This window comes from Maribacter corallii, assembly GCF_047345415.1.
Classification (GTDB): Bacteria; Bacteroidota; Bacteroidia; order Flavobacteriales; family Flavobacteriaceae; genus Maribacter_C.
Window position 1 is genome coordinate 219,318 of the sequence record NZ_JBLFEP010000007.1, and the last position, 15,190, is coordinate 234,507.

The window sequence follows — 15,190 nt, forward strand, 5'->3', positions numbered from 1 at the left end:
GCCTAGGATTAAGGAAGTTATCCCAATTGCCGCCGATTTTCATTATTTACTCCCATAAAATCAGTCTTCATCGTGTATAATCTATTAGGTATTATTTCATGAAAACCCATTACAAGGGGTGGGTATTTGCCATGAAACCGCTAGAGTAGTGGTTCTAAAGCTTTCCAAACGTTATTCGCGACTATTTTTTGACCTTTCGCAGTGGGGTGTATGCCGTCCTCAAGGTTTAATTCGGGAATGCCGGCAACGCCATCAAGTAGAAACGGGATCAATTGTATTTCATTTTGCTGCGCCAATTCCGGGAAAATGGTTCGAAACTCGGTCGTATAGTCCTGGCCCATGTTCGGAGGAATCATCATTCCTGCCAGTACGATTTTTGTATCCTTGTTTTTATCCCAAACCATATCGATGATCATCTGTAAATTTGCTTTGGTCTCTGAGAGCGGCACCCCGCGCAGACCATCATTGGCTCCGAGCTCCAAAACAAAAACATCCACTTTCTGATTCAGTACCCATTCCAAACGATTCTTTCCCCCAGCCGTTGTTTCACCACTTAAACCCGCATTGATTACTTCATAATTCAAGTTCAGGGAATCAAGTCGCTCTTGGATCAATGATGGGAATGACTCTTCTATCTCCAGACCATAGCCCGCCGTAAGGCTATTTCCGAAGAATAAAATTGTTTTCGCACCCGTTTCTTTTTTCACTTCGTTGTCATCGCCCACTACAGTCTCACTTTGTGTCGCTTTTGTTGCAGTTTTGGAATCCTTACAGGACAGGGCGATGAGCAGTATAAAAAAATAACTAAACTTTAAGAGGTTGCGCATACTAGGAAGGGATATAGTTTAGAATCATTTCCTTACTTTGCAAATTGCTATCGAAAACGATTGTTATGTCAAAGATATTAAACGTTCGCAACCTAGAGAAGACCTATATCAGCGGTTCCAAAAAATTAAAGGTTCTCGATGATATTTCCTTTGCTGTTGATGCTGGTGCCACTTTTTCAATTGTTGGCCCTTCGGGAAGCGGTAAAACCACATTGTTAGGTCTTTGCGCGGGTCTTGACAGGTCGGATTCGGGCACAGTAGAATTATGTGGTACCGATCTGAACAGCCTCAATGAGGACCAAAGAGCCTTATTACGCAATAAGAATATCGGATTTATTTTTCAAGATTTTCAGTTGCTACCGACCTTGACGGCTCTTGAAAACGTAAGTGTTCCCCTAGAGCTACAAGGTGCTGAGGGTGCTAAACAAAGAGCAATGGAATTGCTCGAGAAAGTTGGGCTTTCAAAGCGTATAGGACATTACCCATCGCAATTATCAGGAGGGGAACAACAACGTGTAGCCTTAGCCAGGGCTTTTTCTAATCACCCCAAGATCTTATTTGCTGATGAGCCCACAGGAAACCTTGATGAGGAGACCGGTGAAAAAGTGATACGCTTACTTTTTGAACTTAATAAAGATACAGGAACTACCTTGGTCATTGTCACGCACGATTTGGATTTGGCAAAGCGTACCCAACATATCCTTCGGTTAAAAGGGGGCAAGGTCTTGACTAACGAAACTACGTTGGTATCGTGAGTGATCTACCCATAAAATCAAAGGCCGGACCAGATTGGATTCTAAAGATGGCTTGGCGTGATGGCAAAGCCAGTAGCAAGCGCCTTTTACTATTCATGGCCGCTATCATTTTGGGCATCGCCGCAGTGGTTTCCATACAGTCCTTTAGTGAAAATTTACAAGAGAATATCGCGCAGCAATCGAAATCGCTAATGGGTGCGGATTTTATCATTGATAGTAGTCAATTGCCCAATGAAAAGGTTCAAGCTATTATGGATTCTTTGGGTGGGTCGGATGCACAAGAGGTCAGTTTCGCCTCTATGGCGGCATTTCCCAAAGCCGATGCCTCAAAATTAGTGCGTGTCCGGGCCATTACCCAAGAGTTTCCCTTCTATGGAACATTGGAGACCGAACCACCATCCGCTGCTAAGCGATATCATGTGAGTAAGGGTGCTCTGGTAGACGGCACATTGATGATGCAATATGGGCTTAAGGCGGGAGACAGTATTAAGATAGGCGAAAGTACCTTCATCATTGAAGGTGTGTTAAAAGCGATTCCAGGTAGTTCGGCAATTTCAACCTCCGTAGCACCGACTGTTTTACTCCCCTATACTGAAGTTGAAGGTACTGGTCTGTTGCAATTGGGCAGTCGCCTCGACTACAATTATTATTTTGTGAATTCTTCCGAGATGGACCTCGATCAGTTAGACCGGGAACTAGACCCCATTCTAGATGCCGAGAATGCTGATTTGGACACCCATTTAAGTACGAGTCAACGCCTAGGGCGCACCTACGACAATTTTGGTAGATTCTTGAACCTAGTTGCCTTTATTGCGCTTTTGTTAGGTTGTGTGGGTATCGCCAGCTCGGTCCATATTTACATGAAAGAAAAGCTTAAGACAGTGGCAGTCTTAAAATGTTTGGGCGCTACACGAAGACAGGCCTTTCTCATATACCTCGTGCAGATTGCCGGAATGGGAGGCATAGGTGGACTTTTAGGGACGGCTGCCGGATTGGCCCTGCAACAGTCTTTCCCGATTCTTTTGCAAGATTTTCTACCTTTTAGTATCGAACTATCCATTACCTTGAAACCCATTTTGACCGGGTTGTTTTTAGGGGTATCAATGTCCGTTTTATTTGCTATGATACCTTTGATGGGTACTTGGTTTGTTTCTCCTTTAGAAGTGCTTCGGGTTCAGGAAGAAGCTTCTGCTCCTCGTAAAACCACTATTTTGATTTTGCTGGTCATCTTGGTGTTCGTCTTCTTATTTTCCCTATGGCTTTTAGGGGACTGGCGTTTTGCAATCGCATTTGTGCTCGGTATTTTTGTCACGTTCGCTATTTTGGCGGGCCTTGCCAATCTCTTTATGAAAGGTATCAAAAGGTTTTTCCCTACTTCGTGGGGGTTTATTGCGCGCCAAAGTCTGCGTAATCTTTTTAGGCCCAACAACCAAACCGCGGTGTTGGTATTGGCTATCGGGGTGGGGTCTTTTCTAATAAGTACACTATACTTTACCAAAGATATGTTATTGGCCAAGGCCAGTCTAGAGAACAGCCCAAACAACCCGAATATCATATTGTTGGATGTACAGACCGACCAAAAGGCTGGGGTGATACAGACCATTGAACCGAAAGGGCTGAAAGTATTGGACAACACGCCGATTATCACCATGCGCGTGGCGAATATCAACGGCATTTCTACCAATACCATTAGAAATGATACGACCAGTACTATTCAAGACTGGATTTTGAACCATGAGTTTCGTGTTACGTACCGTGATTCCATGATGCCCTCGGAGAAACTTACGTCGGGTACTTTTGCCAAGATACGGCCAAATGAAGGGCTAATTCCGATTTCCTTATCGGACAACGTCGCCCGCGATGCAGAGGTGGTGGTCGGAGATACTATGGCCTTCAATGTTCAAGGCGTTTTAATGAAAACGGTGGTCGGTAGTATTCGACAAATCGATTGGGGCCAAATGCGAATGAATTTCAATATCATTTTTCCTCCGGGAGTTCTTGAGAATGCCCCGCAGTTTCATGTGCTTTCGACGAATTCCCCAGATTCAAAAACATCGGCCCAGTTGCAACGCGAGTTGGTGAAGTCATTCCCCAATGTATCCGTTCTTGACCTACGTCAGATTCTGGAGGTCATTCAGGGAATTCTGGACAAAATATCTTGGGTCATTAATTTTATGGCCTTTTTCAGTATTCTTACGGGTATTATTGTGCTTATAGGATCTGTACGTACCAGTAAATACCAACGCATCAGGGAAAGTGTATTACTTCGGACTTTGGGCGCCAAAGGCAATCAGATTCTAAAGATCACCGCGTTGGAATATTTTTATTTAGGGATTCTCGGCTGTGGTATCGGAATTCTACTTTCGGTAATCGGCAGCCAATTATTGGCGAATTTGGTTTTCGACCTCGCTTTTGTGCCTTCTTGGGTACCTTTTGCGATCTTGCTTCCGGCGATTACTTCGCTTGTTGTTTTGATCGGCTTGGGTAATAGTAGGAGTGTACTACGTAGTACGCCCCTCGAGGTTCTTCGAAAAGAGAATTGATTCGTTTCCCTTTATTCCGCTTGTTCGTAAGCCTCTTTAAGCCATTCGATCAATTGATCGTCCACTTCAGCGGTAGTGGTTAATTGTACGCGATGCGTACACATGGTACCAAAAGGGCCTGAGTTTCCCAATCGATCGGTTACTGGTCTATCCCTTAGTTTTAGACCTAAATCTATTCTTGTTTTGGTGGCGGGCTTGATCAAGGCGAACTGTTTTTTTCGAATGATACTTACGGATGTTTTCTTAGGAGTCTGAATGACATCGGGGCCGAGACTTCGTACGACTTCTATCAGCCGGTGATAAATGGGAATGAGGTTCTCTTTGCCTTTGTACTGGGCATTAACTAAATCTTCTGGTGAGGTATGCGATTCTTTGGAGAGCAAGATAATTGTATTGGCAAATCCATGGGTGACCCCATGTTCCCCTTTTAGAAACTTCATAGCTTCCCCGTGTTTTTCAAAGGATTTTCCTTTTAGAATCTTTTTCCATTCTTCCAAGGACTTGCCTGTTTTTTCAGGCATGTTGGCGATCATTGTTTGCAATGCTTTCTCCATTGTTGTTTCAATTTATGATTCTTATTTCATTATGCTTTCCAAATCATCAGGAGTCCGTGGCAGGCCCTTGCTCAAGACCTCACAACCGTTATCGGTCACTAATATGACGTCTTCAGTAAATACCGATAGTCCCTTATCATGATTGTAGTACCAAGGTTCGACTGTAAAAACCATTCCAGCTTGCAATGGGGCATCCGGCAAATAGGGATCTCCGGTAGAGAGTCCTAAGTGATGCCCAAAGAACAGTCCTACCTGCATATATTTTTTGGCGTCTTTAGGAATGATACGGTCCGTCAAATCACGAATATCGGCAAAACGAATTCCGGGCTTTATGAAATCGATAATGGCATCTGCTATTCCCACTTCCATGTTCAAAATAGCTTTTTGCTCTTCTGAAAACCGCCCGGAGACAGGGAAGGTACGGCCTACATCGCTGACATAATGGCCATATTCGCACCCTACATCGAAGATGACCAAGTCTCCATTTTCCATACTACGGTTACGACGATCGTAGTGGGTCGCCAAAATGCGCCAGGGCCAAAGGGAGTTGGGCCCCGATTTGATGATCGAACCAAAAGCAAGTCGTTGTGCCCCATTGACTTTGTAATTACCTTCAAGTATGCCTTCGAGGTAACGTTCGTCAATACCAGGTTGTACACTTTTTGCGGCCGTACGAATTCCTTTTATGTTAATCTCCGTCGCTTTGCGCAACAATTCTATTTCAGCAGCCGATTTTACCATTCTCAACTTTGCGATGGCTTGATAACTATTCTCGAATGTTAGAACATTGTTCTTTTCCTTTAAAGCGCGTCCAAGCAGTTGGGTAGGAGAGGGGCTGTCAATGTAATCTCCGGAAGCGAAAGTGAAATCACCGGATTGCCCACTGTTCAAAAAGACGGTCGCTTTTTTCTGTGCTTGTTCGTCCATGAAGGAAGAAAAGTCAGTGATGTTTTTTAGCTCAAGTCCGGATCGATGAGTGATTTCCTTATCTTTCAATAATGGCCTGCCAGGAAAGTCGTTGGGTCTTGAAGGCCTGGAAAAACGGAGATCGTCTTTCGGGGTGTATATCGAAGCATTCTTGTTCGTAAGGTTGATGACTAAAAGACTATTGGGCAATTCCAGGCCCGTGAAATAGTAAAAATCATCCAGCTGTCTAAAGGTTTCGCCATAAGAGAAACCATCTCGAGCGGGTATAAGAACCACTCCGGTTTTTTCGTTTTTGACCAATTCGTGAATCAAGTTGGTTCTGCGCTGTGCTAGTTCTTCCTTTGTAAAGGGCATTTCGGTCCAATCAAAATAATGTTGTTTCGGGGTTTGGGCCGTAGTGTTAACTGGAGTGCCAAGTATAAAAAGCACAAGACAAAATAGAGACTTCATTGTAGTGGGTTTTGTTCCCTCGCAAAATACCACTTTTAGGTATTTGGATAGCGATCGCTTATTAGATTGAGTTCAATATTATGTTCTAGATAGGCCTTTAGATTGGCCAAAACCAAAGCAAATCCCTCCGTTGCATCGCGAATCTGCACAATCACTTCTTCGGAAATCCCGATAAAACCTGAATTCGTGATAGTAACGAAAGTTCGGTTTTCATCGATTTCTTTAAAATCCCAACTAACCAGAGCGTTCTTGTTTTCGCCCCATTGAATTTGAATTCTTTCATTGGGCACGATAGACTTAACTAGGATTTCAACAGTATGATCGAACATTTCCCAGGTCCAAGAAATCGTTTCGCCCATTTGTAGTTTCCCAGAACTCTTGGTAAACCAAACCTTGGTAGTGATTACCGGGTCGATAAAAGCGTCGAAGACCTCTGAAACGGGTCTCTTGATGAGCATTGCTGCTTTTGCACAGTACAGCGGTTCTTTAGACATTTTACAATCGAATCTCCTCTAAGATAGGGAATTGATTTTGAAGAAATTACAAAATGTTTTTAGGAAGTACCTTTCTAGTCCAGGTTTTTACCCTTTTGAAAGTATCGACCTCGCTATCGGGATTGAATTCCAATGTGGTTTCCCAAGCGTTTTCAGGTTTGAACTCTTCTTCGAAGCCTATCTTGACGTTTTTGGCAACTTGATCCGAGTAAACTATAGTAATACATTCGGTATTGAGATTAGCACTGCGCGGGTCTAGATTAAAAGTGCCGATTACGGTAATCGTATCATCAATGATCATTGATTTGGCATGTAATCCAAAAATGGGTGCGTAGTCGATGGCCTCCTGTAATTCTCCGGTCATGATTTTCATTCGTTCTTGGGCATCAGGCCTGAACTCAAATATCCGCACACCCGTTTGAAGTAGCGCTTCACGTTCCCTCTGGTATCCAGCAAAGGCCTCCAGATTATCCGTTGACGCCAAGCTGTTGGTCAAGATGCGTATGTCGACCCCACGATCAGCAGCTTCCTTGAATAGTTGTTGGCCTAGTTCGGTGGTAATCAGATAGGGACTTTGGATATCAATACTCTTTTTGGCCTGCTTGATCAATCGAATCAAATTTTGTGTCGATTTCCCACCGCCTCCTAGACCACTATTGCCATCATTTTTACCAGGATCATCGGAGATGAATTCTACCTTGTCTACCCAAACGAATTGATCGGAGGTTTTGATACTGGGGAAGACTTCTGGTAAACGTTCGATTTTTTTTCGAACCTGTGGCCAAAAATTATCCGGGTTACAAGCGTATTCATGCAATCGGTCAAAACGATTTTCGTCCTCGGAATTTTTGGGTTTTTCGTCGACCATATCTAAAATGGGCGTGCTAAGCGTACTATTCCAATACTGGGAAAACGAAGAGCTGACCGAACTGGTTTCCTTACCGATTAGAAGAATATCCCTATCCCTAAAGTTGTACTCATGGTCATAATCAAAATATTCGTTGGCGATATTACGACCACCGGTAATCACGACTTGGTCGTCAACAATGAAGGTTTTATTATGCATCCGTTGATTGGCGGCCCGGAAATCAGTTGCGAATTTTTTCACCTTCTGAACAATATTCTTCCCAAGATTGACCCCTGGATTGTACACGCGAACCTCAATATTTTGATGGGAATCCAAAGTGAGAATATCCTTGACATCGGCATCTACCATGAGGTCATCTACCAGTAGTCGCACCCTTACTCCACGATCTGCAGCACGCACCAGATAATCAATTGCGATAAGTCCGACATTATCGGTTGAAAAAATGAAGTATTGAATATCGATACTTTTTTCGGCATATTCACTTAGCCACGCCCGGGTAATCATAGCGCCTCCTCCATCTTCAAGCACGTATACCCCTGTTTTGGTTTTCATACGTTCTCTAAGATCACCCAATTCTTCGGATAAGCTCACGTGCTGATTTCGCTTTACCGAGGCGCAGAAATCGGTCTTGTTTTCGACCATAGGTTGCTTTTTTTCTTTGCAGGAAAATATGAAAATCAAAAGGAAAAGAAAAATAGTACGTAGCGGCATGACATCTTGAGTTGATGTATATAACGGTGGTAGTCTGGTTTTATGTTAAGGTGCTACTCGAATAGGGCTTATAAGACCTATTATTCAATGGGCGGCAATAGTTCAACTTGCAACTGTTCTTCCACGACCTTCCCTTCTTTTAGGCCTACAAAGTAGGAATGGCTGGTCGTATCCAAAGATACGGCTCCAACACATTTTCCGTTCATGAAGTGCACTCCTGATCTATCATCGCACGCATATCCCTCGGTAAGCTTACCGCTTCCTATATTTTCGTGATAGAGCGGAATTCTAGACGCTTCGGAATGATAATGAGGGCAATGGCTGTACTTTAAAAAACCAAGGCATTCCACAATGGAATATTCTTGTGGTCTTGAATCCGTCGTACCCGCATTGAACCAACATAGAGAACCGGCGCTACCACCGGACATTACCGTACCATTTTCATATGCTTTGTGCAGTAGTTCGGTGATGCCCTGAGCTTTCCAGATGGCAAGCATATTTAGTGTGTTTCCTCCGCCCACTACTATGGCATCCATTGGGAGGATCACTTCTTCCCAAGAGCGTTTTTGTTCGTTGGAGTTTATCCAGACCTTTAACACAGACGGCTCAACATGCAATTCTTGGCAAATTTGGTTCCATTGCTCTATGTACCCTTGGTCATCTCCTGATGCTGTGGGCAAAAAGCACATTTTCGGTTTGATTTTACCTGTGAGTTTTTTGGTATAGGTTAGAAACTCCTTCGTCAATCTTCCACTACCGTAAGCAAATACCTGTTTTGTTTTTTTCGCCATGGTCTAAAGATAGAAAACTTGGGTCAACTAATTCGCTAAGCTTTTTTCTGAGCTGTTGGTTTATAGGGATGCGCCTTGTAATAATCGCGAAGGCTGAACTTGCGATCTTCAAACTTTTCCTGAAGGATCTTAAAGTGTTGAATACGGTCGATTCTAAAAGCGCGATAGTCTTTTCTCAAATGACACCATGCCATTAAAATCCACTTGTTTTCGGTAGACAAAATCGCGCAAGGTTCGATTTTGCGAAATGAGATACTAGGGTCGTTGGCTTTTCTATAATTGATTTCGACAGCATTGAAATTGGTAATGGCCAGTTGCAACTCGGATAAGGCGTTGCTGCTGATACTGGCCTTACGGGTATCGAAGATGTGGAGTTTGTCGTCAAGCATTTCACTTTTCTCCAAAATAGAAGACCGAAATACGGATTTTATTTTCGTCAAGGCCTCCTCGAAATCCCTGACTAAGGAAGAGTCATTACTTCTACTCACCATATGTTGTGCAGTGATAAGGGCATTCGCCTGTTTCTCTGTAAATTGTACGGGAGCCACTGTGTAACCATCCATCAAAGTATATCCGCGACCTTCAAGGGTGATGATCGGCACCCCGGCCTCGATGAGCTTTTGAATATCCCTATAGACTGTTCGAATGCTTACTTCATATCTATCGGATAGCTCGGTGGCGGTCAATATCCGTTTTGACTTTAAGAGCGTTAATATATGTATGAGTCTGGCGAGTTGTGTCATGGCCTAAGCTTAAAACAAAGATAGTGAACCACATGGTGATCCACTATCCTTGGTTTTGGTCGAACCGGTCAGTTCCATGAATGCAGGGCTATTCTATTACCCTCGGTATCTATGATTTGAGCCATATATCCGTTTTCTCCGATGTCGGTTTTGGGCATGACGATTTTTCCCCCGGCTTTTTCTACATGGCTCAGCGGTTTACTCAGGTCATCTCCTCCGTTAAGGTAGATGGTGACACCTTCGGCAGATGGTTTGACACCTTCCATTTCCATAATGCCGCCACCTACGCCATTGTTATCCTGGTCATAAGAGAACATACCATATTTACCGTTTTCCATGTGATGATCGGTAATCACATCTCCTAATAAGGCGGTGTAAAACGATTTTGCTCTTTCATAATTGGTAGCTGGAATTTCAAACCAGCTAATTGCATTTGTCATAGTATTTTGCTTTAAAGGTTAAACTATGGACAAAGATATCGTGAGGATTGACAGAAGATGTCAGGGGTGATATAAAGGAAGATAAATTTTTAATTTTTACTGTATGTTGCCTGAATACGATCGATTTCATCTTTGAAATGTTGATAATCGGTTTCTCCGATTCTGGTTTTGATTCGGTTGAGAAACTCCAAGAGTTTCTGATGCTCTTTGTCGGACAGTACTCCGTCGTCCAATGATACATAAATCAAGTCTTCGAAATGATTTCTAGCTTCTTTGGCAATTTCTATTCTTCTCGTCTTGTCATAGAAATATTGATAGAAAAAAGTCGCCTCTTCATAGCTTATCTTTTTCTTTAGGGCCAAGTGGTCGACACTATGCTTGATGTCATCGATTTCATTCGAAATAGTATCATAATCCTTTGTTTTCGATTCGAATTCCCGAAACAGTTTGTTGACCATAACAATCTGCTCCGATATGATTTTTTCCCTTCGCTTGAAAATGAAGAAGCTTGAGAGGGCCGATATGATAATAAAGGAGAGCCCCACGATAAATTCGGTTAAAAAACCTTTTTCCTCCAGATTTTTGAATTGAGTGCTAAAAAAGTTACTGCCCGATAATTTTCCTTCATTCTTGACGGCATATTCAATGGGTTGCAAATCGGCCCGAACCATCTCATTTCTAGGCGCGAAACTGTTTACATGGGCCACAAAGTAATCAAGTAGCGGATTCATATCGTTCTTATCGTATAATTTCCTAAGATTACTCCATTGCCCAACGGTGTAGCTTTTGTTGAACTTCTCGGAGATGATCTGGTTGGCTCTATTGAAGGTGTATACGAAGGGTTTCGCTTTAGCCGATTCGGATAAGGGTTGCTGTTTATCGCTCAATTTCCCTCGTAGATAAAAGATAAGTTCAGTATCGTCCGGTTCGATACGATACAGTTTTCCTATCCTGCGGTAATGGTCTTCTGTCAGCAGCACTTTGGCATTTGGAATCACATGTGCTACCGATATCATGTGAAAGTTGGGAGGAATTACAATCGTCTTTCCGCCAATTTGGGCATGTACATCCCGATCATATAATTTGTACCACAATTTTTGACCAAAAAAAGTTTCCGGTTCTATTTTATGAATATCATTGAAGACCATGACGAATTTTTTATCTGGATTTGCCAGACAACGTTCAAAAAAATCAAGGAGTAAGCCTTGTTTCCATACCCCGTTGACTTCTTCACCAATAAATTGGCGATGGTATTCCATATCGAAGTTCACAGCGCCAAAAACACGCAGCATATGAGATTCATCCGTAGCTATGAATCTTGCTAGGCGATCGATCAAGGTTGAGGTTCCACTGCCTATAACGCTTGAAAATACCGCAAATCTGTTTTGGACCACCTCTTGGGTATAGTACTGAAATTTTGAAAATTCAACAGAGGGTATAAAAGGATTGGCCAAGCGAGTCCTAATATCCTTTTGAGTGGCTGGCCTACCGTGTATTTCTTCAAATAGTATTGCCGTAGAGTCTTTCGCCTTTGCCAAAGTTAGGTATTGCGCATCTAGTTTGGGGCCCATTCCTATCCAAGCGGGATCCACCCTGTTGCTACTACCTAGGTATATGAACACTGCAATGCCCAATAAAGACAGAAAGAGAAAGCCGTATTTTTTTTTCATGGTGTTCCGATGAGAAGAACTTTTGGTTAGCGGTAAGCACCTTTCGCCAGTAAAATAGGTAATTTTTGGCAAACCTGAAACCCAGACTGGGTTTGTTTAAGTAGTAGCTGTGAAAAGGTTTTCTGTAATATCTGAACCAGCTCTTCCCTTAGCTGCCTGAAAATGCGAAGAGTTAATTTCTTTCCATTGGACAACTATCTTTTTCTGAAGGGTGTCAGGGTACTATATTCCTCGGAAAAACCCGGATAAAAGACGGGTCTTATCGGTAAGGTGTTTCTAAGGGTCAAAACGTTTATCGACACTTTTTTACACTTTGTCCTGATTTTTACACCATATCGAATAGAATTGACATTCAGCGAGTTATGAAGAGTTCTGTGCCTTTGACGGGGTTATCTTAGTATCACCCAAATACAAGTCATGAAACCTATTTTAACCATTTTGTCAGTTATCGTATTCGGAACTTCAGCTTTGGCCAATTCGGGTAAAGTAACATCCGATGTCCACCCTCAAATCGAAGCGTATGAACAAGTTACAACCCTTAAAATGGATAGTCTATTGGATAGTGGCATTGTTATTGCTTCCTATAATAATGAAGTTGAGTTTGCGAATAAAAAAAGGATTGCACGTCTATACAAATTCAAGAATTCGAGAATCAAGAAAGCATTGACATTCACAACGAAAAGAAACAAAGCCAGAATGGCATAATCAATAACAGTATAAATTTTAACGCTATGGTATTTTTCACAATTGTTATTCCCGCTCTTTTAATAGGAGGTTTTATTATAGACTCCCTAAGACCACAAATGCAAGTACGACCAATTAAAGTACGAGTTCGTAAATAAGCAGTACTACTAGAAAAAAATGCCCCACTTCCCTTAATTGGAAAGTGGGGCTTTTGGTTCTTTCACTTAAGTCCGTGAATTTGCATACTCTATTGGATGCAGACCACACTATTGATCTTTATTCTTTGATGCCTGGTTGCAGAATTTTAAAACCTGTTCTAGCCTTTTCGGCATCTACCATGTCTTTCACTTCTTGTAATAGGGCTTTGGAGTCGTAAATGATACCATCTTTAATCGTATACTTTACACCTCCTTCACGAATGACTTCGTTTTTTTCCGTCAATTTAATAGCCCCCGTACCATAAAGCACCTTTAGGTTTTTTAACGGATTGGCGTCGACCACAACAAAATCAGCTAGTTTCCCGATAGCTACGGAACCTATTTTGTCATCCCATCCTAAGGCCTCGGCACCATTCAAGGTTGCGGAACGGATTACCTCCAACGGATGAAAACCCGCTTCACGTAATAACTCTAACTCCCGAATGTAAGCGAAGCCATAGAGTTGAAAGATGAATCCTGAATCGGAACCTGTCGTGACGCGCCCACCTCGATTTTTATACTCGTTGATGAAGGTCATCCAAAGACTGAAATTTTGTCTCCAGGCCACTTCTTGCTCGGTACCCCAGTCATGCCAATAACTTCCGTGTGATATTTTGCTTGGCTGGTAGAATTCCCACAATGAAGGCAAGGTGTAGTTTTCGTGCCATTCGGCACGTCTGGCACGCTGTAAGTCGCGACTTGCCTCGTAGATGTTAAAGGTTGGATCTAGGGTGAAATCAAGTCCCAATAATTCGGTCATCACATTTTCCCAATGCTCAGAATAAGGCTTAGCCGCTTGTGCCCAGAGCTTGCCTGCATTTTCAAATCGGTGTTGTTCATTTTGATAATTATAGTCTAAAGGGTAATCTTGTACCGTTCGGTCGTCAAAAAGTGCCTCCGGAAGCCCGTACCAGTGTTCCATGGAGGTCAATCCGGCGCGTGCCGAATGCAATACGTTCCATCGCGCCACACTTAGTTGCGCATGATGGCATGCGGAACCAAGTCCCAATTTTTTATTTTCATCCAAAGCCGCTGCCATGATTTCGGGCTCAGCACCAAAAAACTTGATGCCATCCGCACCTTTCTTGGCATTGGCACGGACCCATTCCCGTGCCTGTTCGGGTTTCGAAATTGGAATGTCGTTCAATGGATTGAAGCTCGAGCTTGTTTGCCCAAAACCAGTATAGGCAAAAATACGAGGTGCCACGATTTCGTTTTTAGCACTTTTTCTTTTGAGATCCATAGTAAAATCAACACCGCGACCACTGGGCTCACGTACACTGGTTATCCCATGGCCCATCCAAAGTCTAAAGACATATTCCGGTTCGGCCCCTTGGGCTTTTCCACCAATGTGGCCGTGCATATCAACAAAGCCGGGCATGAGATACATTCCGTTGCAGTCGAGTTCTTTGCCTCCAGCTTTTAACTTCGGTCTTTTAGATTCATCAATAGGTACCCCATCATAACCGACTACCTGTATGTTTTTGATGATGTTCTTTTCAACTACAATGTCAATCGGGCCTTGAGGTGGAGCACCATTTCCATTGACAAGCATGACCCCGCGTATGATGAGTTGTGAATGGGGCCCATCGCCTTCGGCGGATTGGGCGATGGTTTGACAGATGGCCACTAAACAAAGTAGCAGAAAAATTAGGTTGGATTTTCTTTTCATTGATTTTGGTTTTTGTTGTTCTTTCTTTTTAGCATTTCGATTTGTCATTGCATTTTCAAAGTAATCATCGTCAACCGAAGGAAGCCGGTTTCGAAGTCGAAACAATTCATCACGTTTTATATTTGAATTCCAAAGGTTTTTTGATGGCTCGTATGTGTATAAAGCCAGGGAACTCATTCAGTTCCTTAAAATGCCTAGGATCTCTTTTTTCAAATTCGGCTACCGGTTTAGGCTCTATAAGTTGGTCAATGTAAAATCCATTGCCTGTCAGTGGTGCAATACAGTCATGGAGTGATCTGCGGTAACTGTACACCTGAGTCGGTTTTCCAAAACCGGACCAAGTGGCATTTACGGATTCTACCTCAAAGTACTTTTTAGATTTGAAATACAGAAATTCGAAAAATGGATGCTCAATGGATAATACGAGGCTACCATTTGGTTTGAGTACACGATGGAACTCTTGTATCGTTGAATTCCAATCTTCCAGATAATGCATCGCCAGCGCACAAACAATATGATCAAAAGACTCGTCATCGAGCATGTCAAGCGGGTGTGCCAAATCATGCACAAAAAAATAACCGGAACCCGCATTGCGCCTTTTTGCGTGCGCTACCATTTTTGGGCTGATATCGAACCCGGTTACCGTAGCGCCCATACTGGTCAAAACCTCGGCATACTTACCCGGACCACAGGCTGCATCAAGAATCTCCGATCCTTGTACCCCTGCAAGCAATTTGAGCGTATTCGGGCGGTCATAATAAGCATTGTGCGGTTTGTGATCGATCAGTTCATTATAACTGTCCGCTAAGTCTTCATAGGCCGCTACTATTTTTTCCTTTGACATGGGTCTCTCTTAAAGGAGTA

General features: G+C 42.9%; 14 protein-coding genes. 3 read left to right on the forward strand and 11 right to left on the reverse strand.

From position 1 onward, the window contains the following. Positions 1-140 precede the first annotated feature (140 nt). The gene (locus tag ACKWCA_RS22865) at positions 141-827 is read right to left on the reverse strand and encodes an arylesterase (protein ID WP_413980572.1); all 687 of its coding nucleotides are present in this window, start codon (positions 825-827) and stop codon (positions 141-143) included. A gap of 65 nt (positions 828-892) precedes the next feature. On the opposite strand from ACKWCA_RS22865, the gene ACKWCA_RS22870 reads away from it, so the two are divergent. Beyond that, a complete protein-coding gene (locus ACKWCA_RS22870) occupies positions 893-1,582 on the forward strand; it encodes an ABC transporter ATP-binding protein (protein WP_413980573.1) in 690 nt (229 codons plus the stop codon). A gap of 47 nt (positions 1,583-1,629) precedes the next feature. After that, the gene (locus ACKWCA_RS22875) at positions 1,630-4,125 is read left to right on the forward strand and encodes an ABC transporter permease (RefSeq protein WP_413980664.1); all 2,496 of its coding nucleotides are present in this window, start codon (positions 1,630-1,632) and stop codon (positions 4,123-4,125) included. A gap of 11 nt (positions 4,126-4,136) precedes the next feature. Here the strand turns inward: ACKWCA_RS22875 and ACKWCA_RS22880 are convergent, their stop codons facing one another. The 8 genes from ACKWCA_RS22880 to ACKWCA_RS22915 form a co-directional block, all read right to left on the reverse strand. Beyond that, positions 4,137-4,679: a DUF4287 domain-containing protein gene (locus ACKWCA_RS22880; RefSeq protein WP_413980574.1), complete on the reverse strand. Its 543-nt coding sequence runs from the start codon at positions 4,677-4,679 to the stop codon at positions 4,137-4,139. A 21-nt stretch (positions 4,680-4,700) separates the two neighbouring features. Continuing rightward, positions 4,701-6,056: an aminopeptidase P N-terminal domain-containing protein gene (locus ACKWCA_RS22885; protein ID WP_413980575.1), complete on the reverse strand. Its 1,356-nt coding sequence runs from the start codon at positions 6,054-6,056 to the stop codon at positions 4,701-4,703. Positions 6,057-6,091: 35 nt separating this feature from the next. Next, positions 6,092-6,550, reverse strand: a complete 459-nt coding sequence (locus tag ACKWCA_RS22890; RefSeq protein ID WP_413980576.1) for an SRPBCC family protein — start codon at positions 6,548-6,550, stop codon at positions 6,092-6,094. A 46-nt stretch (positions 6,551-6,596) separates the two neighbouring features. Continuing rightward, the gene (locus ACKWCA_RS22895) at positions 6,597-8,060 is read right to left on the reverse strand and encodes a phospholipase D-like domain-containing protein (protein WP_413980577.1); all 1,464 of its coding nucleotides are present in this window, start codon (positions 8,058-8,060) and stop codon (positions 6,597-6,599) included. A 149-nt stretch (positions 8,061-8,209) separates the two neighbouring features. After that, positions 8,210-8,920: a Type 1 glutamine amidotransferase-like domain-containing protein gene (locus ACKWCA_RS22900; protein ID WP_413980578.1), complete on the reverse strand. Its 711-nt coding sequence runs from the start codon at positions 8,918-8,920 to the stop codon at positions 8,210-8,212. A gap of 35 nt (positions 8,921-8,955) precedes the next feature. Beyond that, positions 8,956-9,663, reverse strand: coding sequence for a helix-turn-helix transcriptional regulator (locus ACKWCA_RS22905; protein ID WP_413980579.1), 708 nt, complete (start codon positions 9,661-9,663; stop codon positions 8,956-8,958). Positions 9,664-9,731: 68 nt separating this feature from the next. After that, on the reverse strand, positions 9,732-10,103 hold the full coding sequence (locus ACKWCA_RS22910; protein ID WP_413980580.1) for a VOC family protein: 372 nt from the start codon (positions 10,101-10,103) through the stop codon (positions 9,732-9,734). Between the two features lie 89 nt (positions 10,104-10,192). Further along, positions 10,193-11,773 (reverse strand): hypothetical protein, encoded by a 1,581-nt coding sequence (locus ACKWCA_RS22915; protein WP_413980581.1) that lies wholly within the window; start codon positions 11,771-11,773, stop codon positions 10,193-10,195. A gap of 417 nt (positions 11,774-12,190) precedes the next feature. Here ACKWCA_RS22915 and ACKWCA_RS22920 point away from each other — a divergent pair, with 417 nt between their 5' ends. Continuing rightward, entirely contained in the window at positions 12,191-12,478 is a 288-nt protein-coding gene (locus tag ACKWCA_RS22920; RefSeq protein WP_413980582.1) for a hypothetical protein, read from the forward strand. A 255-nt stretch (positions 12,479-12,733) separates the two neighbouring features. Here ACKWCA_RS22920 and ACKWCA_RS22925 read toward each other — a convergent pair whose 3' ends face one another. Both ACKWCA_RS22925 and ACKWCA_RS22930 read right to left on the reverse strand, forming a co-directional pair. After that, complete coding sequence (locus ACKWCA_RS22925) at positions 12,734-14,326, reverse strand: amidohydrolase family protein (RefSeq protein WP_413980583.1); 1,593 nt, start codon at positions 14,324-14,326, stop codon at positions 12,734-12,736. Between the two features lie 109 nt (positions 14,327-14,435). Continuing rightward, on the reverse strand, positions 14,436-15,170 hold the full coding sequence (locus tag ACKWCA_RS22930) for a class I SAM-dependent methyltransferase (RefSeq protein ID WP_413980584.1): 735 nt from the start codon (positions 15,168-15,170) through the stop codon (positions 14,436-14,438). Between the last annotated feature and the right edge of the window lie 20 nt (positions 15,171-15,190).